The 19,397-nt window shown below is 71.8% G+C and carries 17 protein-coding genes and 1 riboswitch; of the genes, 8 read left to right on the top strand and 9 right to left on the bottom strand.

Going from position 1 to position 19,397, the window contains the following annotated elements; translation table 11 throughout:
- Positions 1–301: 301 nt before the first annotated feature.
- The 6 genes from GQQ95_RS09185 to GQQ95_RS09160 are packed head-to-tail and all read right to left on the bottom strand — an operon-like array spanning position 302 to position 5,912.
- A complete protein-coding gene (locus GQQ95_RS09185; protein WP_157427367.1) occupies positions 302–1,456 on the bottom strand; it encodes an N-acetylglucosamine-6-phosphate deacetylase in 1,155 nt (384 codons plus the stop codon).
- On the bottom strand, positions 1,453–2,241 hold the full coding sequence (locus GQQ95_RS09180; RefSeq protein ID WP_157427366.1) for a DeoR/GlpR family DNA-binding transcription regulator: 789 nt from the start codon (positions 2,239–2,241) through the stop codon (positions 1,453–1,455). The genes GQQ95_RS09185 and GQQ95_RS09180 overlap by 4 nt, the downstream gene beginning before the upstream one ends.
- The gene (locus GQQ95_RS09175; RefSeq protein WP_157427365.1) at positions 2,238–3,092 is read right to left on the bottom strand and encodes a class II fructose-bisphosphate aldolase; all 855 of its coding nucleotides are present in this window, start codon (positions 3,090–3,092) and stop codon (positions 2,238–2,240) included. The genes GQQ95_RS09180 and GQQ95_RS09175 overlap by 4 nt, the downstream gene beginning before the upstream one ends.
- Complete coding sequence (locus GQQ95_RS09170; protein WP_157427364.1) at positions 3,089–4,072, bottom strand: 1-phosphofructokinase family hexose kinase; 984 nt, start codon at positions 4,070–4,072, stop codon at positions 3,089–3,091. The genes GQQ95_RS09175 and GQQ95_RS09170 overlap by 4 nt, the downstream gene beginning before the upstream one ends.
- Entirely contained in the window at positions 4,069–5,040 is a 972-nt protein-coding gene (locus GQQ95_RS09165) for an ROK family protein (protein ID WP_157427363.1), read from the bottom strand. Before GQQ95_RS09165 ends, GQQ95_RS09170 begins: the two co-directional genes overlap by 4 nt.
- Before the next feature lie 2 nt (positions 5,041–5,042).
- On the bottom strand, positions 5,043–5,912 hold the full coding sequence (locus GQQ95_RS09160) for an SIS domain-containing protein (RefSeq protein ID WP_157427454.1): 870 nt from the start codon (positions 5,910–5,912) through the stop codon (positions 5,043–5,045).
- A 400-nt stretch (positions 5,913–6,312) separates the two neighbouring features.
- On the opposite strand from GQQ95_RS09160, the gene GQQ95_RS09155 reads away from it, so the two are divergent.
- From GQQ95_RS09155 to GQQ95_RS09145, 3 genes are all read left to right on the top strand, one after another.
- Complete coding sequence (locus GQQ95_RS09155) at positions 6,313–7,560, top strand: extracellular solute-binding protein (protein WP_157427362.1); 1,248 nt, start codon at positions 6,313–6,315, stop codon at positions 7,558–7,560.
- Between the two features lie 174 nt (positions 7,561–7,734).
- Positions 7,735–8,610, top strand: a complete 876-nt coding sequence (locus GQQ95_RS09150) for a carbohydrate ABC transporter permease (protein ID WP_246205335.1) — start codon at positions 7,735–7,737, stop codon at positions 8,608–8,610.
- Between the two features lie 2 nt (positions 8,611–8,612).
- The gene (locus tag GQQ95_RS09145) at positions 8,613–9,521 is read left to right on the top strand and encodes a carbohydrate ABC transporter permease (RefSeq protein ID WP_246205333.1); all 909 of its coding nucleotides are present in this window, start codon (positions 8,613–8,615) and stop codon (positions 9,519–9,521) included.
- 116 nt (positions 9,522–9,637) lie between these two features.
- Here GQQ95_RS09145 and GQQ95_RS09140 read toward each other — a convergent pair whose 3' ends face one another.
- Together GQQ95_RS09140 and GQQ95_RS09135 are read right to left on the bottom strand one after the other, a co-directional pair.
- Positions 9,638–10,534 carry a DUF559 domain-containing protein gene (locus tag GQQ95_RS09140; protein ID WP_157427360.1) on the bottom strand — a complete coding sequence of 299 codons (897 nt, stop codon included), beginning with the start codon at positions 10,532–10,534 and terminating at the stop codon, positions 9,638–9,640.
- A gap of 399 nt (positions 10,535–10,933) precedes the next feature.
- On the bottom strand, positions 10,934–12,640 hold the full coding sequence (locus tag GQQ95_RS09135; RefSeq protein WP_157427359.1) for a beta-N-acetylhexosaminidase: 1,707 nt from the start codon (positions 12,638–12,640) through the stop codon (positions 10,934–10,936).
- 160 nt (positions 12,641–12,800) lie between these two features.
- Positions 12,801–12,882, top strand: a riboswitch (ZMP/ZTP riboswitch).
- 71 nt (positions 12,883–12,953) lie between these two features.
- On the opposite strand from GQQ95_RS09135, the gene glyA reads away from it, so the two are divergent.
- The 5 genes from glyA (at position 12,954) to GQQ95_RS09110 (ending at position 18,871) form a co-directional block, all read left to right on the top strand.
- On the top strand, positions 12,954–14,228 hold the full coding sequence (glyA, locus tag GQQ95_RS09130) for a serine hydroxymethyltransferase (RefSeq protein WP_157427358.1): 1,275 nt from the start codon (positions 12,954–12,956) through the stop codon (positions 14,226–14,228).
- 8 nt (positions 14,229–14,236) lie between these two features.
- Positions 14,237–15,121, top strand: a complete 885-nt coding sequence (locus tag GQQ95_RS09125; RefSeq protein WP_157427357.1) for a bifunctional methylenetetrahydrofolate dehydrogenase/methenyltetrahydrofolate cyclohydrolase — start codon at positions 14,237–14,239, stop codon at positions 15,119–15,121.
- 224 nt (positions 15,122–15,345) lie between these two features.
- Positions 15,346–16,614 carry an acylneuraminate cytidylyltransferase gene (locus tag GQQ95_RS09120; protein WP_246205331.1) on the top strand — a complete coding sequence of 423 codons (1,269 nt, stop codon included), beginning with the start codon at positions 15,346–15,348 and terminating at the stop codon, positions 16,612–16,614.
- Between the two features lie 11 nt (positions 16,615–16,625).
- Positions 16,626–17,498 carry an N-acetylneuraminate synthase family protein gene (locus GQQ95_RS09115; RefSeq protein ID WP_157427356.1) on the top strand — a complete coding sequence of 291 codons (873 nt, stop codon included), beginning with the start codon at positions 16,626–16,628 and terminating at the stop codon, positions 17,496–17,498.
- Positions 17,495–18,871 (top strand): DUF6716 putative glycosyltransferase, encoded by a 1,377-nt coding sequence (locus tag GQQ95_RS09110; protein ID WP_157427355.1) that lies wholly within the window; start codon positions 17,495–17,497, stop codon positions 18,869–18,871. Before GQQ95_RS09115 ends, GQQ95_RS09110 begins: the two co-directional genes overlap by 4 nt.
- Here the strand turns inward: GQQ95_RS09110 and GQQ95_RS09105 are convergent.
- Positions 18,806–19,342, bottom strand: coding sequence for a gamma carbonic anhydrase family protein (locus GQQ95_RS09105; RefSeq protein WP_157427354.1), 537 nt, complete (start codon positions 19,340–19,342; stop codon positions 18,806–18,808). The two genes, GQQ95_RS09110 and GQQ95_RS09105, sit on opposite strands and share 66 nt — an antisense overlap.
- Positions 19,343–19,397 lie beyond the last annotated feature (55 nt).

The following is a 19,397-nucleotide window of genomic DNA, read 5'->3' as shown; positions in this document are numbered from 1 at the left end:
CGGGCCGGATCATGACGCCACTCGGTCGGGTCGACCCATTCCACCAGATTTCTCGCGAATCCGCGTCATGAATCCGACCTGGACGCGTCTCATAGGTGAGGGCGACCGAGTGGAGCCCTTGGGGCGCCGGAACGGGGACCCCGACCCTGTTCCGGTGGCCTCGCTCGACTGGCGGCCATGGGGGTGGTGGCCGGTCGCCCGGAGCGGGTCCGGAGGCGAAGGGGAACACGCCTGCGGACCCGCTCATCCGGCACGGCACCCCGACCGGTCGCCGTGATCGGTCGTGACGACGAGGGCCCGGTCAGACCAGCCGCACGCCGGCACTCCAGACGGCCGTGACCGCGAGCGCGTCATCCAGGAGCACCGCATCGGCTGCATAGCCGGCGTCCAGGCGTCCGAGGTCGTGACCGCGACCGATGGCGGCGGCCGGCACCTCGGTCAGCGCCGCGACGGCGAGCTCGATCGGGAGCCCGGCGGCGTTCACGGCCTGGCGCAACGCGACATCCTGCGTCAGCGTGGAGCCCGCGATCGAGCCGCCCTCGACCAGCCTGGCCACGCCGCCGATCACGTCGACCTCGAGCGACCCGAGCAGGTACCGCCCGTCGGCGGCACCGGTCGCGGCCATCGCGTCCGTGATGAGCGCGATGCGGCCGGGAGCGCCCGCGAATGCGAGGCGCACCACGTCGGGGTGCACGTGCACCCCGTCGTTGATGACCTCGAGGGTCACATGCGTGGCGCGCATCGCTGCCACGACGGGTCCGGGGGCACGGTGATGGATGCCGCGCATGCCGTTGAACGCGTGCGTCAGCAGCGACGCGCCGGCGTCGAACGCGGCGAGCGAGGTGTCGAAGTCGGCCCCGGTGTGGCCGACGGCGACCCGCACGCCGGCCTCGGTGAACCGGCCGATCGCGTCGACCGCCCCCTCGTGCTCGGGCGCGATCGTGATCTGCCGCAGCGAACCGTCTGCCGCGTCGAGCAGTCGATCGACGGATGCCGCATCCGCAGCCCTGAGCAGGAGCGGGTCGTGCGCGCCGCGGAACTCGCGGTCCAGGAACGGCCCCTCGAGATGCGAGCCGAGCACGCGCGGATCCCGCGCGGCGACCGACGAGATCACCTGCAACTGGGCGGTGAGGTCGTCGACCGCGGCCGTCACGAGCGAGAGCACGGTGCGGGTCGTGCCGTGCGCGGTGTGGATGTCGAGGATGCGCTCGATCGCCTCCGTGCCCTCGTCGGCGGCCGCCCCGCCCGCGCCGTGGCAGTGGAGGTCGATGAACCCGGGAGCCAGCAGTGCGCCCGCGGCATCCGTCGTCGCATCGGCCGGAGTGCCCGTGCGCCATCCGCCCCCCACGCCCTGCTCGAGCACCCGACCGTCGCCGAAGCGGACCCAGGCGTCGTCGACGACCCCGGTCGGGCGGATCAGGCGCGCCGAGTGGATGAGGGTGGTGCCGTGGCTCACGAGGCAACGATAACGTCGAAGCCGTACTCGGCGAGACGCTGGCGCTGCTCCGGGGTCGCCCCCTCATCGGTGATGACGGTCGTGAAGAGCCGCCGCGGGCCGATCGCCGCGAACGCGCGCTTGTCGATCTTCGACGCATCGGCGACGAGCACCGCGTGCGTCGCCCGCGAGGCCATGAGCGTGTTGACGGCGGCCTCGCGCTCGTCGTGCGAGGTCGGGCCGACGACCGCGTCGATCGCGTTCACGCCGATGAAGGCCAGGTCGAGCGTGATGCTCCCGAGCACGGTGTCGGCATAGGACCCGACCAGTTCGTACGAGCGTGCGTGCACGACGCCGCCGGTCACGACCGTCTTGATCTGCGGGCGCACCGCGAGCTGCATCGCGATGTTCAGGGCGTTCGTGACGACGGTGAGGCCGGGGTCCGTGGCCGGCTCCATGATGTCGGCCCGCGACATGAGCGCATCGGCGATGGCCGTGGCGGTGGTGCCGCCGCAGAGCCCGATCACCGCGCCGCGCGGAACCAGCGCGCTCGCCGCGCGGGCGATGGCGGACTTCGCGTCGGGGTTCTGCTGGTTCTTGTAGCGGATCGGCAGGTCGTAGGCGACCGAGTGCGCGACCGCGCCGCCCCTCGTCCGGGTGAGCAGCTGCTGTTGGGCAAGGGCGTCGAGGTCGCGGCGAGCGGTCGCCGGTGAGACGTTCAGCCGCTCGACGATCTGCTCGACCTCGACCTGGTTGTCCTCGGCGAGCAGGTCGAGCACGGCGCTGAGGCGTTCGGCACGGTTCATGCGGTGCGATCCTTTCCAGTGGATCCGAAGAGGTCGAGCAGTCTGGCTGCCTCATCGGCGAGGGCGTCGCGACCCGCGGCCAGGACCTTCCGAGAGTCTACGGTCGACGGGTGCGCGTCGAGGTAGGCGCGGATCGCGCCCGTGAACTGCACGTTCAGGTGGGTCGACACGTTGACCTTCACGAGGCCCGCGCGGATGCCGGAGACGATGAGCTCGTCCGCCACGCCCGACGAGCCGTGCAGCACGAGCGGCACCGGGACGGCGTCGCGCAGCCGCGCGATGAGCGCGAGGTCGAGGGCCGCCACGCGGTCGACCATGGCGTGGGAGGACCCGACGGCGACGGCCAGGGCGCCCACGCCGGTCTCGGCGACGAACCTCGAGGCCTCGTCGGGGTCGGTGCGCACCCCGGGTGCGTGAGCGCCGTCCTTGCCGCCGATCTCGCCGAGCTCGGCCTCGACCAGCACCCCGGCGGATGTCGCGTGCGCGACGACCCGCCGTGTGGTCGCGACGTTGTCGGCGACGTCGAGCTTCGCGCCGTCGTACATCACGGAGCCGAAGCCGAGGTCGATGGCCCGGAGGGCGAGGTCGGGGTCCTCGGCATGGTCCAGGTGCACGGCGACGCGAGCGGAAGATGCGTCGGCGATCGCGAGCGTCGCCCGTGCGATGGGTTCGAGGCTTCCGTGGTACGCCACGCAGTTCTCCGAGATCTGCAGGATGACCGGGAGTCCGGTGCGTTCCGCCGCGGCGACGAGCGCCTCGGCGGTCTCGAGGTGCAGCACATTGAAGGCGCCGATGCCGCGGCCGGCCGCGACGGCCTCGTCGAGCAGGGCGGCGGTGGCGGTCAGCGTCATGCGGGATCCTCCGGGGTATGGGGAGTCACGGCCACCTCGGATTCGAGGTCCCGGTGGTTCCGGGCGAGCGAGCCGGCCAGTGGAGCGAGCACGGCCGAGGCCGACCACGCGGTCGCGAGACGTGCGAGGTCGCGGCGCGCGGTCGCAGCCTCGCCCGTGTCGGCGTCGAAGTCGACGGGCAGTTGCAGCGCTGCGGCGATCGCGGCGACGGCGGCGTCGCCGGCCCCCGTGGCGTTGCCCCGCAGCACGCGTGGCAGACGGGCCCGGATCGGCATGCCCCGTTCGGCGCGGCTGACGAGCATGAGGCCCTCCGCGCCGAGGGAGACCACGACGAGTCTCGCCCCGTGCTCGAGCAGGACACGTGCCCCGGCGACCGGGTCCTCGAGGCCGGTCGCCGCGGCGAGTTCCTCGGCGTTGGGCTTCATGGCGTAGGCGCCCGCCCGGGCGGCATCGAGCATCGCGGGGCCGCTCGTGTCGACGATCACCCGTGCGCCGCCCGCCGTGAGGTCCCGCACGAGCGCCGTCACGCGGTCACCGCCGAAGCCGTCCGGAAGGCTGCCCGAGATCGCGACGACCCGTGCGGGCGAGGTCGCGTCGAGGGCGAGCCGGAGGGTCGCCGCGGCCAGCGCCGCCGCCTCGTCGTCGTCGAGGGGAGCGCCGCGCTCGTTGAGCACCGACGCCTCCGCGGCATCCGTGTCGACGATCGCGACACTCCGCCTGGTCGCGCCGGAGACGGGCAGCAGCCGGTGCGGCACGCCGCTGGCCTCGAAGTCGGCGGCGAACTCGGCACCGGATGCCCCGCCGACGGTCGCGAGGGCGAGGACGTCATGGCCCTGCGCGTGCAGCACCCTGGCGACGTTCAGCCCCTTGCCGCCGGCGCGCGCGACGCCGGCGTCGACGCGGTGGGTGCTGCCGGGCCGGAGACCGGCGACCTCCCAGGTGAGGTCGAGCGCCGGGTTCGGCGTGAGGGTGAGGATCACGGCTCGCTCCGTTCCGCCGGCGCCGCGCTGTTCGCGAGATCCCGTGCGGCGAGGGCCGTGCCGAGGAGCCCGGCATCATCGCCGAGCCGCGCCTGCACGAGCTTCGGGCGGCGGTGGAAGCTCAGCCGGGCGTCGAGGCGCTCGCGGAGCGGGACGAACAGGTCGTCGCCGGCCTGCGAGAGCCCCCCGCCGATGACGATGGCCTCGGGGGCGACGACCGCGGCGAGGCGTGCGAGCGCATCGGCCAGGGCGTCGAGGGCGTCGTTCCAGACGGTTGCCGCGACCTGGTCGCCGGCTGCCGCGGCAGCGAGCACCTCGCGGGAGCCGGCCACGTCGGCACCGGATGCCGCGGCGTACCGCCTCGCGATCGCGCCTGCCGAGGCGATGGTCTCGAGGCATCCGGTCGCGCCGCAGGTGCACGGGTCGCCGGTGGGATCCGCGAGGGTGTGGCCGATCTCGCCGGCGTAGCCGCCGCCGGAGTACGGGTGGCCGCCGAGGATGATCGCGCCCGCGATGCCGGTGCCGATCGCCAGGACGATGACGTCGCCGAACTCGCGGGCCGCGCCCAGTCGGTGCTCGGCGTCGCCCGCGGCGCGGACGTCGTGCCCGAATGCGACCGGGAGGCCGAAGGCCCCTTCGGCGAGCGCCCGGATCGGGGCATCGCGCCAGCCGAAGTTCGAGGCGAAGACGCCGACGCCGGCCTGCTCGTCGACGAGGCCGGGCACGCTGAGGCCGACCGCCTCCGGCCGGACGCCGGGATGCTCGGCGAGCAGTGCGGAGGCGAGGGCGGGCAGCGAGGCCACCACGGATGCCGCCGGGGCGGCGCCGTCGATGGGCGTGGCCGTGCGACGCAGGCCGAGGAGGCGGCCGTCGGCGTCCACGAGCGCCGACTTCGTGTCGGTCCCTCCGACGTCGAACGCGAGCACGACCGGGCCGGGCCCGAGCACGGAGACCTCTGCGCCGGCCATCGTCAGTCGTCGAGGATGACGGAACGGGTGAGGTTGCGCGGGGCGTCGGGGTCGAGGCCGCGCGCGAGCGCACGTGCGAGCGCGACGCGCTGCGCACGGACGAGCTCGGCCATCGGGTCGAGCGTGCCGGCCTCGAATCGTGCGCCCGTCGCGAGGACGTCGCCCTCGAGCCCGACGGGCGCCTCGCCGAAGTGCCACGTGACGCGGCCGGGGGCGGCGATCGCGATGGGTCCGTGGCGGTACTCCATCGACGGGTACGACTCGGTCCAGGACTGCGAGGCCTCGCGCATCTTCAGCGCGGCCTCGTGCGCGAGCCCGACGGACCAGCCCTGCCCGAGGAACGAGTACTGCTCGGCGTCGACCAGCGCGGGGTCGAGCACCTCGGCGAGGGCGGTCTCGGCGTCCGCGACGGCGCGCCCGAGGTCCTCGCCGAGCGATGCGCGGAAGAGGGCGAGCGCGGTGGTCGCGAACCTCGTCTGCACGACGGACTGCTCGTCGGCGAAGGGGAGCGTGATCGCATCGTCGACGAGCCCGACGAGCGGCGAGGTCGCGTCGCCGATGACGCCGATGGTGCGCACGCGTCCCTTGAGGCGCTCGGCCACCTGCAAAACCTCGGTCGTGGTGCCGGAGCGCGTGAGCGCGACGACCGCGTCGTAGCCGCGGTCGACGAAGGCCTCGGACGCGGTGAACGCGTCGGTCTCGCCGTGCCCGCCGGACTCGCGGAGCCACGCGTAGGACTGCGCCATGAACCAGGAGGTGCCGCAGCCGATGACCGCGATGCGCTCGCCGCGAGCGGGCAGCACGGCCTGCTCGTCGGTGAGGGCGGCCGCGATGGACCAGGTCCTCGGTTGGGATTCGAGCTCCGACGCCATGTGCGCTGCAGCTGGATGGATCGGCGTCGTGGTCACGTCTTCGGCTCCTGACGGGGTGGTTGGCTTGCGGTGAAGCGGTGTGATCGCTCAATGATTGCAGATGACGGTATGTGCTGTCGAACGATCAGCCCAATGCGACGTTTGACCAGCATCCGTGCAACCAACGGGGTTTGTGAGGTTTCTGAACAAATTAGTAACGATCAAGAACGGGGTCTTGACGACCTGCTCGCAAGCGACGTAGGTTTTCGTCACCGAGTGAACGGTTCTGATCGTTTATTCCGAGAAACGTTCAGGAAACAGCATTCCCGTGCTTCGCACGCGACGCTCGATCCGAACGCACGCGCCGTCGCGTGAGCTGGTCCTGCGCGGTGCACCACCCACCAGAGTGAGGAATCCATCCATGAAGAAGTCACTGCGCTTCGGCACGGCGGTCGCGATCGCAGCCGTCGCATCGATGACACTCGCATCCTGCGGCTTCGGCGGCGGCGACGGCGACGACACCGCATCCGGCGAGACGACGCTCGACCTGCTCGTTCCCAGCTACTCCGATGCGACCCAGGGCCTGTGGGAAGACGTCATCGACGGCTTCGAGGAGGCCAACCCCGACATCGACGTCAAGCTCGAGGTCCAGTCGTGGGACAACCTCGAGTCCGTCATCGCCACCAAGATCCAGGGCGGCGAGGCACCCGACATCTACAACGGCGGCCCCTTCGCCGGCTTCGCCGCCGACGAGCTGCTCTACCCGGCCGAGGAGGTCGTGTCCGCCGACACGTTCTCCGACTTCCAGGACTCGTTCATCGCGAACGCCGAGGTCGACGGCACGGCCTACGCGCTCCCGCTCATCGCATCGGCCCGTGCGCTCTTCGTGAACAACGCGCTGCTCGAGCAGGCCGGTGTCGCCGAGGCGCCCAAGACGTGGGACGAGCTGCTCGACGCGGCCACGAAGGTCTCCGCCCTCGGCGGCGGCGTGGCCGGCTACGGCATGCCGCTCGGATCCGAGGAGGCGCAGGCCGAGGCGGCCGTGTGGCTCTGGGGCGGCGGCGGAACCTTCGGTGACGCCACCGAGATCACGGTCGACGACCCGGCGAACCTCCCGGGCGCCGAGCAGGTCAAGAAGATGATCGACGCCGGTGCGACCCAGGCCGACCCCGGTTCGACCGACCGCTCGCCGCTCATGGACATCTTCGTGCAGGGCAAGATCGGCATGCAGGTCGGCCTCCCGCCGACCGTGGGCCAGATCGAGGAGGGCAACCCCGACCTCGACTACTCGATCGTCCCGATCCCGACCCAGGACGGCAGCCCCATGACCGTCGGCGTCATGGACCAGCTCATGGCCTTCCAGAACGACGACGACAAGAAGGACGCGATCACCAAGTTCCTCGACTACTACTACACGTCCGACGTGTACGTGCCGTGGGTGCAGGCCGAGGGCTTCCTCCCCGTCACGAAGTCGGGTGCCGAGGCGCTGTCCGGCGAGGAGGCGCTCGCGCCGTTCCTCGACGTGCTGCCCGACGCGCAGTTCTACCCGAGCACCAACCCCGCCTGGTCCGCGACGGACGGCGCGTTCAAGGCGCTCTTCGGCCAGCTCCAGACGAAGCCGGCCCAGGACGTGCTGACCGAGATCCAGGCCCAGGCCGACGCCGGCTGAGCCTGAACGAGCGAACCGACAGTTCTACCCGGAGGGATCGGTGACCACCGACTCATGAGCACCACGTCAGATGTGTCATCGACCCGGGCGGGGGCGGCCGACGGCCGTCCCCGCACCGGGGAGCAATCGACCGATTCTCCGGACGGCCCGCGCCGGCCGAAGAAGCCGTCGCGAGTGGGCCACGTCCTCGCCGCGCTCCCGTGGATCGGGCCCGCCCTGATCCTGATCTTCGGCGTGGTGCTGTACCCCGCCGTGGTCATGTTCTACAACTCCACGCGCGACATCTCCCAATCTGGTGTCGACAAGGGCTCCGCGGGACTCGACAACTACATCGAGGTCTTCTCGTTCCCGTACTTCTGGCCGATCTTCGGCCGCACGATCATCTGGGTCGTGGTGGTCGTCGCGGCCACCGTCATCATCTCGCTCGGCCTGGCCCAGATCCTGAACAAGGCGTTCCCCGGGCGGCGCATCGTGCGCCTCGCGGTGATCATCCCGTGGGCGGCATCCGTCGTGATGACGACGATGGTCGTCTACTACGGACTCGAGCCGTACTTCGGCATCATCAACAAGTTCCTCGTCGACGTGGGCCTCGTCGACACTCCAGAGGGCTACGGCTGGACCCGCAACCCCGCGACCGCCTTCGCGTGGTCGATCGTCGTCGCCATCTTCGTCTCGCTGCCCTTCACGACCTACACGATCCTCGCCGGACTGCAGACCGTGCCGGGCGAGGTGCTCGAGGCGGCCAAGATGGACGGCGCGGGTCCGGTCCGCACGTACTGGGGCGTCGTGCTCCCGCAGCTGCGCAGCGCCCTCGCCGTGGCGGTGCTCATCAACATCATCAACGTCTTCAACTCGCTGCCGATCCTGAAGGTGATGACCGGATCGATCCCCGGCTACGACGCCGACACGATCATGACGATGATCTTCAAGTACATCCAGAACCAGCACAAGGTCGATGTCGCGAGCGCCCTCTCGGTCGTCGCGTTCGTCATCGTCATCGTGATCGTCGCCATCTACGTGCGCGTGGTCAAGCCCATGAAGGAGGTCTGATCGTGGCCGTCACCGCACCCGCGTTCGAGACGATCGGCCCGCCCGCGGCATCCGCCCGCAAGCGCCGCTACACCGAGGACCAGGTGCCGATCGGCAAGGTCCTCCTGCGCATGCTCGCGGGCCTCATCGTGCTCGGCATCTTCATCCTGCCGTACACGATCATGTTCTTCGGCTCCGTGAAGACGAAGGCGCAGATCCGGTCGGTGGACCCGACGTACTTCCCGGTCGAGTGGCACTGGGAGAACTACGTCAACATGTGGTCCACGCCCGAGACGCCCCTCGTGCAGAACCTCATCTCGACGATCGTCATCTCGGTGTTCGCGACGCTGCTCGTGCTCCTCGTCGCGATGCCGGCCGCGTACTACACGGCGAGGTTCCAGTTCCCGGGTCGCATGGTCTTCCTCTTCCTCGTCATCGTCACGCAGATGCTGCAGCCGGCGGTGCTGACCTCCGGCCTGTTCCGACAGTTCCTCGCGTTCGACCTCATCGACACGTGGGCGGCGATGATCCTCATCAACTCGGCGTTCAACCTCTCCTTCGCCGTGTGGATCATGCACTCCTTCTTCGCCGGCATCCCGAAGGAGGTCGACGAGGCGGCCCAGATCGACGGCGCCAACCGGCTCACGGTCCTCTTCAAGATCAGCCTCCCGCTCGTCTGGCCCGGCATCGTCACGGCCATCGTGTTCACCTTCGTCGCCTGCTGGAACGAGTTCGCGGCCTCGCTGGTGATCCTCTCGACGGCCGGGAACCAGCCCCTCTCGGTCGCGCTGACGAAGTTCGTCGGCCAGTACGAGACGAGCTGGCACTACGTCTTCGGCGTCTCGATCGTCGCGATCGTGCCCGTGGTGATCCTGTTCATGCTCATCGAGAAGCGCCTCGTCGGCGGCCTGACCGCGGGCAGCGTGAAGTAGCGCTGCGCTGCGCTCGAGCGGATGCCGCGGACGCTGCTTCGCGCCGTCGAGCGGATGCCGCGGGGCCGACCCGCGGCATCCGCTCATCGCACGGAGCTCAGGCATTCGCCTCCAGCTCAGGCCGTTTCCCGTGGTGCCGGCCTGAATGGCGTTCGTTCGCCTGACGAGCGGATGTCGCGGATCTCATGCAACCCGACCGCCACGGCCGCCCGCACCTCATGCTCGACCGCCGGCCACCCGAAGAGCACTTGCTCGTAGTCGAAGCGCAGCACGGTGAAGCCCATGAGGGCGAGACGCCGATCATGGGCGATGTCCCGCCGGCGGCTCGCGGCGTCGCGATGGAACTCGTATCCGTCGATCTGGATCACCAGACGCGACCCGACGAGGCCGTCGACCGAGTGCCCCGCGAGACGGACCTGTTGTCGAATCGCGAGTCCGATCCTCCGGAGGCGGGCGAACGCGATCGACTCGAGGCCGGAGTCCGAGAGCTGCGACGCGCCGTCGCGCACACGATGAGCAGCCGTGTGTCGGAGTGGGAGCCGCGCGAGGTACTCGGTGTCGACCCTCCCGCTTCGGAGGGCGGATTCCCAGGTCGCGAGCGCGTGGTCGAGCGGACGGCATCCCGCGATGTGCACGAGCGCGTCGACGACGGACTCGACGAGCTCGAACCGGGTCGGACCGATCGGGCCCGCGTTCCAGTGGACTCGCGCGCCGCCGGCATCGAATCGCGAGGCGCCATGGGCGACGGCGAAGTGAGGACGGTCGTCGTCGATGGCCCAGAGGCCGTGCAGGCGCGCTGCGGTGATGCACGCGACGCGACCGCCGAGGGACGCCGCGGTTCGGAGCAGAGCGGGAGCCGCGGGAGTGGCGATCCACGTTCGGCGGAGTCGGCGGACCGCGCCCTGCGCGACCGCCGTACGGATCGCGTACCTCGTGTAGCCCGCACCGAGCGCTTGCTCCACGTGTCGGATCCCGCCCTCGGAGTCGAGCCAATCGGCCAATGACATACGCATCGATGAAGTGTCGGGCCTTGGCGCCGCGCAGTGCGGAACAGCACCGGCGTGACGACGGGGAGACGGTGGTCATGGGCCTGCGGAGGACGAGTCGCACGGTCATTCGAGGTACGCGTCGCGCCGGCGTCGAACCCGGATCCGGCTCCGGATCCGACTTCGGCCCCTGGTCCGGGTCCGGGCCGGGCTCGGTTTCGGTACCCGCCGACGCACGCCGGTCAGGCATTCGTACGCAGCTCAGGCCGGTTGCGGGTGTTCTGTCCTGAGGCGCGGCCGAATGCCTGAGCAGCGGATGCTGCCGAGCCGAGGAGGTGCGCGGCGCGCGGCCGGGCGGGTGTGGGCCAAGCCGGCGCGGGCGGGGCCGCGGCGGGGCGGGCCGAGCGCCGAGGCGCCGCGGGCGGCTCAGCCGACCCAGGGCACCCCGCCGACGCGGCGGAACGCGACCCCGAGCTCGTCGAGGTGCGTGCCGAGTGCCGCCAGTCGGGCGTGGAAGTCGTCGACGTCGCGGGCGCCACCCTCCGCACTGGGGCGGGCGGACGCCAGCGCCTCGGCAGAGGGCGCCGGCGACCACGCGATCTCCGCGACCGCCGCGATGCGGGGGAAGACCATGAACTCGAGGTCTGGGGTCGTGGCGATGGTCTCGGTCCAGACGGGCGCCTCGACGCCGAGGATGTCGCCCTCGGCGAGGCCGGGGACGATCGCGGTCGGCTCCCAGCCGTACGCCTCCTCGAGTGTCGTCGGGCCGTCGGCCCACAGCTGGCCGGGCTTCGTGCCGATCGGGCCGTCCGGGTCGTCGGGGTACTTCATGTCGAGGTACGCGACGTCGGCGGGGGAGAGGATGACGCTGCCGCCCTGCTCGACGAACGAGGTCGTCAGCTGCGCGGCATCCTCGCGTGGCGTCACGAAGTCCCAGTACTGGCCGACGGTGCCCGCGGGCAGTTCGCGCGACGCGCCCATCTCGTGCCAGCCGATGAGCGTCTTGCCGGTGGCCGCGCCGGCGGCGGTGATGCGCCGCACGAGGTCGAGGTAGTCGGCTTCGGAGGTCGCCAGCGACTCGTCGCCGCCGACGTGCAGCCACGGGCCGGGCGTCATCTCGGCGAGCTCTCCGAGCACGTCCGCGAGGAACCGGTCGGTGGCCTCGGCGCGCGCGGGGGCGGCGCAGAGGGAGGAGAAGCCGACCTCCACGCCCTCGTAGGCGGACGGCGCGACGCCGTCGCAGTTCAGCTCGGGGTACGCGTGCAGCGCCGCGTTCGTGTGGCCGGGCAGGTCGACCTCGGGCACCACGGTCACGAACCGCTCCGCGGCGTACTCGACGATGCGCCGGTAATCCTCCTTCGTGTAGAAGCCGCCGCCGTCGCCGCCCACGGAGGTGGCCGCGCCCGCGACGGTGAGCTCCGGCCAGGAGTCGACGCGGATCCGCCACCCCTGGTCGTCGGTCAGGTGCAGGTGCAGCACGTTCAGCTTCAGCAGTGCGATGCGGTCGATGTGCTCGAGCACGTCCTCGACGGGGAAGAAGTGGCGCGCGACGTCGAGCATGGACCCGCGATAGGCGAATCGGGGCGCATCGGCGACGGATGCCGCGGGCACGGTCCATCCGCCGGCCGGCTGCGTCGCGGCATCCGCTCGCTCGATCTCGGCCGGCAGCAGTTGGCGCAGCGACTGCGTCGCCCGGAACAGGCCGGCGGGGGTGTCGGACGCGAGGCGCACGCCGCCGTCGCCCGACTCGAGCGTGTACCCCTCGGCGACGCCGTCGGGCGCTTCTCCGTCGGCGACGACGAACACGACATCGGATGCCGCCGGCTCGCCGCCCTCGGACCCGTCGACGACGACGGGCAGCTCGAACCCCGTCGACCGGCGCGCCATGGCCGCGAACGTCTCTGCGACGCCCGCGGCGCCGTCGCCGCTCACGAGGAGCCGGGTCGTGTCGTCGAGGCGGAAGGGCGCGGCGCCCTCGGGGTACTCGGCGCTGATCGGCGCCGGGACGATGCCGGTCACGGCGTCTCCGTTCTGGGCAGGCGCGGGTGGGACGCACGCGGTGAGGGAGGCCGCGAGTGCGATCGCCGCGAGGCCGAGCCCGAGGGCTGCGGTGGTTCGGGTTCGGCGTGGCATGCGTCCTCGGATGGGTCGGCCGCCGGAATACGAAGGATTCCTAACAGAGCGGCGCGGCTCCATCCTGCCACCTGCGACGACGCCGCGACAGGGTGTCGGCCGGGCATCGGGACGAGGAGAGACGAATGGACCGCTCCGCGGGCGGCATCCGTTGCTATGCTTGCGGGGTCGCGACTGGCGTTGAGATGGATTCCCATCGGGGAGCGACTGGCGAGTATCGACCGCACGCCTGGGCCGGTACGGATGCCTTGTCGCGCGAGTCGCGCGACGAGGAACCCTCGTTTGGTCCGTACCGTCACTGAAGGAGCCAGTCTTGGCCGAGTCCGTTTTCAACGCCCCCCTGTCCGAGGTCGATCCCGAGATCGCCGAGGTGCTCGAGCTCGAGCTCGGTCGCCAGCGCGACTACCTCGAGATGATCGCGAGCGAGAACTTCGTTCCCGTCTCGGTGCTGCAGTCGCAGGGGTCGGTGCTCACCAACAAGTACGCCGAGGGCTACCCCGGCCGCCGCTACTACGGCGGCTGCGAGTACGTCGACGTGGCCGAGTCGCTCGCCATCGAGCGTGCGAAGAGCCTCTTCGGCGCCGAGTACGCCAACGTGCAGCCGCACTCGGGCGCCACCGCCAACGCTGCGGTGCTCTCCGCGATCGCGACGCCCGGCGACACGATCCTCGGCCTCGAGCTCGCGCACGGCGGTCACCTCACGCACGGCATGAAGCTCAACTTCTCGGGCAAGCTCTACAACGCCGTCTCCTACGGCGTGAACCCCGAGACCTTCCTCGTCGACATGGACGTCGTGCGCGACAAGGCCCTCGAGCACCGCCCACAGGTCATCATCGCCGGCTGGTCGGCGTACCCCCGCCACCTCGACTTCGCCGCGTTCCGCGCGATCGCCGACGAGGTGGGCGCGAAGCTCTGGGTCGACATGGCGCACTTCGCCGGCCTCGTGGCCGCGGGCCTGCACCCGAGCCCGGTGCCCTACGCCGACGTCGTCTCCTCGACCGTGCACAAGACCATCGGCGGCCCCCGCTCGGGCTTCATCGTCTCGCGCGACACCGAGCTCGCGAAGAAGCTGAACTCCAACGTGTTCCCCGGCCAGCAGGGCGGCCCGCTCATGCACGTCATCGCGGCCAAGGCGACGGCGTTCAAGATCGCGGCGTCCGAGGAGTTCAAGAACCGCCAGGAGCGCACCATCCGGGGCGCCCAGATCCTCGCCGACCGTCTGACGGCCGACGACTCGCGCGCTGCGGGCATCGATGTGCTCACGGGCGGCACCGACGTGCACCTCGTGCTCGCCGACCTCCGCAACTCGAAGATCGACGGCCAGCAGGCCGAAGACCTCCTTCACGAGGCGCTCATCACCGTGAACCGCAACTCGGTGCCGTTCGACCCGCGCCCGCCGATGGTCACCTCGGGCCTGCGCATCGGCACGCCGGCGCTCGCGACCCGCGGCTTCGGCGACGCCGAGTTCACCGAGGTCGCCGACGTCATCGCGCTCGCACTCCAGGGCGAGGCGGATGTCGCCGAGCTCCGCTCGCGCGTCGAGGCCCTCACGGCGGCCTTCCCGCTCTACCCGGGCCTCTCCCAGTAGGCGCCGCGATGACGGCCATCACGCTCGACGGGGTCGCCACGGCGTCCGCCGTGAAGTCCGAGCTCGCCTCGCGCATCCAGGCGCTGCGCGGGGCGGGCGTCGTGCCCGGCCTCGGCACCCTGCTCGTCGGCGACGACCCGGGCTCGCGATCGTACGTCGCGGGCAAGCACCGCGACTGCGCGGAGGTCGGCATCGAGTCGATCCGCGTCGACCTGCCGGCCACGGCTTCGCCGGCCGACGTGCGCGCCGCGATCGCCGACCTGAACGCGGCATCCGAGGTGACCGGGTACATCGTGCAGCTGCCGCTGCCCGCCGGGCACGACGAGAACGCGATGCTCGAGCTCATCGACCCCGACAAGGATGCCGACGGACTGCACCCGACCAACCTCGGGCGGCTCGTGCTCGGCGTCTCGGGCGAGCTCGCCTCGCCGCTGCCGTGCACCCCGGCGGGCATCGTCGAGATGCTGCAGCGCTACGACGTGCCGATCGCAGGTCGTCATGTCGCGGTCATCGGCCGAGGCATCACGGTCGGGCGTCCGCTCGGACTGCTGCTCACCCGCAAGGGACTCGACGCCACGGTGACGCTCACGCACTCGCGCACGGTCGACCTGGCCGCCGAGGTGCGCCGGGCCGACATCGTCGTGGCGGCGGTGGGCGTGGCGCACCTCGTGAGGCCCGACTGGGTCAAGCCCGGAGCGGCCGTGCTCGACGTGGGCATCACGCGCGTGGTGGACGAAGCCACGGGCGAGGGTCGTCTCACCGGCGACGTCGACCCCGCGGTCGCGGATGTTGCCGGCCACCTCTCGCCGAACCCCGGTGGAGTGGGCCCGATGACCCGCGCGATGCTGCTCGCGAACGTCGTCAAGGCGGCCGAGCAGCGGCTGGCGAGCTAGCCGGGTCGAGCGCACACGAACGGCGGATGCCGCGGGCCGAGCCTCGCGGCATCCGCCGTCTCGGTCCCGGGTCGCTGCCGTCCGGGCCATCGCCGCGGTGACGGCCCGTCGCCTCCCGTGGGCGGCGGTCGCGGTGTCGACCGTCGCCTGCCGGTCGCCGTGCGTTCACCGGGCGATCACCCGTCGGCAAGGGTGCGGCCACGGCCCGCCCATAGGTTCGCAGCATGCTCGAAGACGGGCGGCCCTTCGGCCGAGCCATGCACCCCGCCCCGCGGGTGATCGCGGTGATCCCCGCGCGGGGCGGCTCCAAGGGCCTGCCCGGCAAGAACCTCGCCGAGGTCGGCGGCGTTCCGCTCGTGACCCGCGCGGTGCGCGCCGCGAGCGCCGCCCGGTTCATCGACGCCGTCCTCGTGAGTACGGACGACGACGGCATCGCGGGCGCGGCCAGGGCCGCCGGCGCGGGCGTGGTCAGGCGCCCCGACGACCTGTCGGGCGACACGGCGACGTCCGAGTCCGCGCTGCTGCACGCACTGCACAGCGTCGCGGCGCACACCGGCGTCCGGCCGGAGGTGCTCGTGTTCGTTCAGGCGACGTCCCCGTTCATCGACCATGCGGCGCTCGACCGTGCCGTCGAGCGGGTGCTCGACGGCGAGCAGGACGTGGTGTTCTCGGCCGTGGCGAGCCACGTCTTCCTCTGGGCCGAGACGCCCGAGGGCGCTGCCGGCGTCAACCACGAGGCATCCGCGCGCCCGCGCCGCCAGGACCGCGAGCCCGAGTACGCCGAGACGGGCGCCTTCTACGTCATGCGGGCGGACGGCTTCGTGCAGGCCGGGCACCGCTTCTTCGGCAGGGTCGGCATGGCGCAGGTGCATCCCGACCACGCGATCGAGATCGACGACGCGGCCGACCTGGCGCGCGCCGCGCTGCTCGCCCCGTCGATCGACGGCGCCGCCGTCCGCGACGGGGACCCGCGGCATCCGGTCATCGACGTCGACGCCCTGGTCACCGACTTCGACGGCGTGCACACGGATGACACGGCCTGGGTCGACACCCTGGGTCGGGAGTCGGTGCGCGTGAGTCGCTCCGACGGTGCCGGTGTCGCCCGCCTGCGGGCGGCCGGCCTCCCCGTGCTGATCCTCAGCCGCGAGGCCGATCCGGTCGTGGCGCGCCGCGCCGAGAAGCTCGGCGTCGAATGCCTGCACGGCGTCCAGGAGAAGGGCGAGGCGCTCGCCGACTGGGCGTCGAGCCGCGGCATCCGGCTCGACCGCATCGCCTACGTCGGCAACGACCGCAACGACCTGCCGGCGCTGGAGCTCGTGGGCTGGCCGGTCGCCGTGCGCGACGCCGTGCCCGACGTGCTCGCCGCCGCCCGGCACGTCCTCGATCGCACGGGCGGCCACGGCGCCGTGCGCGAGATCGCGGACCTGATCGTCACCTCACGCGAACTCGCCGCCCGGCGGGCAGAGCACCGCGAACCCGCCACCGCGCGATGAAGGAGCACCACATGTCGGTACGCATCGGAACCTCGCTGATCGGCCCGGGTCAGCCCGTGTACGTCATCGGCGAGATCGGCCTGAACCACAACGGCGACGTCGAGATCGCCAAGCGCCTCATCGACGTCGCCGTCGAGTCCGGCGCCCAGGCCGTGAAGTTCCAGAAGCGCACCCCCGAGATCGCGACGCCCGAGCACATGCGCGACGTCGAGCGCGAGACGCCGTGGGGCACGATGACGTACCTCGACTACCGGTACCGCGTCGAGTTCGGCGAGGCCGAGTACCTCGAGATCGCCTCGTACGCGATGCGCGCGGGCGTCGACTGGTTCGCCTCCCCGTGGGACGTGCCCTCGGTCGAGTTCCTCGAGCGGCTCGACGTGGTCGCCCACAAGGTCGCCTCGGCCTCGCTCACCGACCTCGACCTGCTCGACGCGCTCGCCGCGACCGGCAAGCCGATCATCCTCTCGACCGGCATGTCCACGATCGAGGAGATCGACCGGGCCGTCGACCGGCTGGGCACCGACCGGCTCGTCCTGATGCACGCCACCTCGAGCTACCCGATGCCCGTCGAGGAGGCGAACCTGCGCATGATCGACACGCTGCACCGGCGCTACCCGGGCGTGCCGATCGGGTACTCGGGCCACGAGCGCGGGCTGCAGATCTCGCTCGCGGCGGTCGCGCTCGGGGCGGTGGCCGTCGAACGGCACATCACGCTCGACCGCGCCATGTGGGGCTCGGACCAGGCGGCCTCCCTCGAGCCGCAGGGCTTCGAGCACCTCGTGCGCGACATCCGGATCATCGGCGACGCCATGGGCGACGGGGTCAAGCGCGTCTTCCCCGGCGAGGAGGCGCCCCGGGCGAAGCTGCGCCGGGTGCCCGCGTGAACTTCGAACGGGCACGGGCGACGGATGCCGCGAGCCGGCGCCTGCTCGTCATCGCCGACTCCGACTCCTACGTGAAGTGGGGCGCCGCCCTCGCCTCGAAGCTGCCACCCCGCTGGCACGTCGAGCTCGTCGTGCTCGCCTCCCCGGTGCAGCCGAGCCCGACGCAGCTCGCCCACGCGCTCGCGGGCACGCGCTTCTCGCCGCGGCGCACGCGCGTGCTGCACCTGGACGACCTCGACGGGCTGCTCGACGTGCTCGACCCGCACGCCGTGCTGCTCTCGTTGCGTGGGCCGTTCGTGCGGGTGGTCGCGCCGCGCATCGAACGGCGTCGGGACCGTCCGGTGCTCGTGAGCGGGTTCCCCGGGCTGACGATCCCCGCGGTGCCCAAGGCCGTCATCTACCGCGAGCAGACCGACCTCATCGTGCTGCACAGCCGCCGGGAGGTCCGCGAGTTCCGGGCGAACGCGGCCGAGCTCGGGCTCGGCATGACGTTCGCGCTGGCGACCCTGCCCTTCCTCGCGTCCGCCGACGCGGCAGGCCCCGCGGCATCCAGCGGCTCCGACATCGTGTTCGCCACCCAGGCGAAGGTGCCCGCCGAGCGTTCGGACCGCGTGCACCTGCTCGCCGCCCTCGCGGAGCTCGCCCGGCGGCAGCCCGACCGCCGCGTCGTCGTGAAGGTGCGCGCACGCAGGGGCGAGGCGCAGACCCATGCCGAGACCTTCGACTACGCCGACCTCATGGCCGAGGTCGACCCGCCCGACAACCTCGTGATCGAGGACGGCCCGATGGCCGAGAAGCTCGCGCGCGCGGGAGCCCTCGTGACCGTCAGCTCGACGGCCGCCCTCGAGGCGATCGCGCTGGGCCTGCCGACCCTGCTCGTGGACGACTACGGCGTCTCCCCGGCGATGATCAACACGGTCTTCGAGGGCTCCGGGCTGCTCGGATCCACCCGTGAGCTCGTCGAGGGCCGGTTCGGGGCGGCGGATGCCGCGTGGCTGGCCGACAACTACTTCCATCCCGCGCAGGCCGACGACTGGGTTCGCCGCCTCGAGTCCCTCGCCGAGGCCAGGGAGATCGTGCCCCTCCGTCCGCTCGTGCGCCGCCGGGACCTGTCGGGCGGGCGCCTGCGCGTGGCGTTCGAACGACGGCGCATGCTCGGCGAGCACGATCGCAGCATGCTCGGCGCACTCGCGTGGGGCGTCGGGGTGCCGGCCAGAGGCGTCGTGCGCCGGGCGCGACGGCTCCGGAGCCGTCTCGTCGGCGGGGCCGAGCGGGTCGCGGCGCGGCCCGCGGTGCCGGCCGCGGCGTCAGTCGACGGGCGCGGTGTGCAGGCCGACGTGACCGAGGTAGGCCTGCGCGTTCCGGTGCAGTGAGGCCTGCTCGTCGGGCGTGAGCTCGCGGCGCACCTTCGCGGGCACGCCGGCGACGAGCGAGCCGGGCGGGACCACCGTGCCCTCGAGGACGACCGCGCCCGCGGCCACGAGCGACCCGGCACCGATGACGGCCCCGTTCAGCACCGTCGCGCTCATGCCGATCAGGCTGCCGTCCCCGATGGTGCAACCGTGCAGCACGGCTCCGTGGCCGACCGAGACGTCGCTGCCGATCGTCAGCGGATAGCCGCGGTCGACGTGGCACACGACGGTGTCCTGCAGGTTCGAGCGCTCGCCGAGCACGATCGGCTCGGCCTCGGCGCGGAGCACCGCGTTGTACCAGACGCTCGAGTCGGCGGCCAGGCGGACGTTGCCGACGATGACGGCCCCGGCCGCGACGAACGCCGACGGGTCGACCTCGGGTGCGGGCACGTCCGCGATCGTGAGGACACGGGACGACGGGTCGGCAGTCATGCCGACAGCCTAGGCGTCAGGTGCCCGGCCTGCTCGCCCCGCTCCTAGGATCGGA

This window comes from Agromyces salentinus, assembly GCF_009749395.1.
In the GTDB taxonomy this organism is placed as follows: Bacteria; Actinomycetota; Actinomycetes; order Actinomycetales; family Microbacteriaceae; genus Agromyces; species Agromyces salentinus.
Note: the sequence above shows the minus strand (reverse complement) of the source record. Positions and strands in the feature narration are given on the sequence as shown.

What these genes read in the sequence shown, in the direction of transcription:
- GQQ95_RS09105 (WP_157427354.1), bottom strand. Translation starts at nt 19,342, where the DNA reads ATGACTGCCGACCCGTCGTCCCGTGTCCTCACGATCGCGGACGTGCCC.
- GQQ95_RS09115 (WP_157427356.1), top strand. Translation starts at nt 16,626, where the DNA reads ATGTCGGTACGCATCGGAACCTCGCTGATCGGCCCGGGTCAGCCCGTG.
- GQQ95_RS09140 (WP_157427360.1), bottom strand. Translation starts at nt 10,534, where the DNA reads ATGCGTATGTCATTGGCCGATTGGCTCGACTCCGAGGGCGGGATCCGA.
- GQQ95_RS09160 (WP_157427454.1), bottom strand. Translation starts at nt 5,912, where the DNA reads ATGGCGTCGGAGCTCGAATCCCAACCGAGGACCTGGTCCATCGCGGCC.
- GQQ95_RS09180 (WP_157427366.1), bottom strand. Translation starts at nt 2,241, where the DNA reads ATGAACCGTGCCGAACGCCTCAGCGCCGTGCTCGACCTGCTCGCCGAG.
- GQQ95_RS09120 (WP_246205331.1), top strand. Translation starts at nt 15,346, where the DNA reads ATGCTCGAAGACGGGCGGCCCTTCGGCCGAGCCATGCACCCCGCCCCG.
- GQQ95_RS09175 (WP_157427365.1), bottom strand. Translation starts at nt 3,092, where the DNA reads ATGACGCTGACCGCCACCGCCGCCCTGCTCGACGAGGCCGTCGCGGCC.
- GQQ95_RS09165 (WP_157427363.1), bottom strand. Translation starts at nt 5,040, where the DNA reads ATGGCCGGCGCAGAGGTCTCCGTGCTCGGGCCCGGCCCGGTCGTGCTC.
- GQQ95_RS09135 (WP_157427359.1), bottom strand. Translation starts at nt 12,640, where the DNA reads ATGCCACGCCGAACCCGAACCACCGCAGCCCTCGGGCTCGGCCTCGCG.
- GQQ95_RS09155 (WP_157427362.1), top strand. Translation starts at nt 6,313, where the DNA reads ATGAAGAAGTCACTGCGCTTCGGCACGGCGGTCGCGATCGCAGCCGTC.
- GQQ95_RS09125 (WP_157427357.1), top strand. Translation starts at nt 14,237, where the DNA reads ATGACGGCCATCACGCTCGACGGGGTCGCCACGGCGTCCGCCGTGAAG.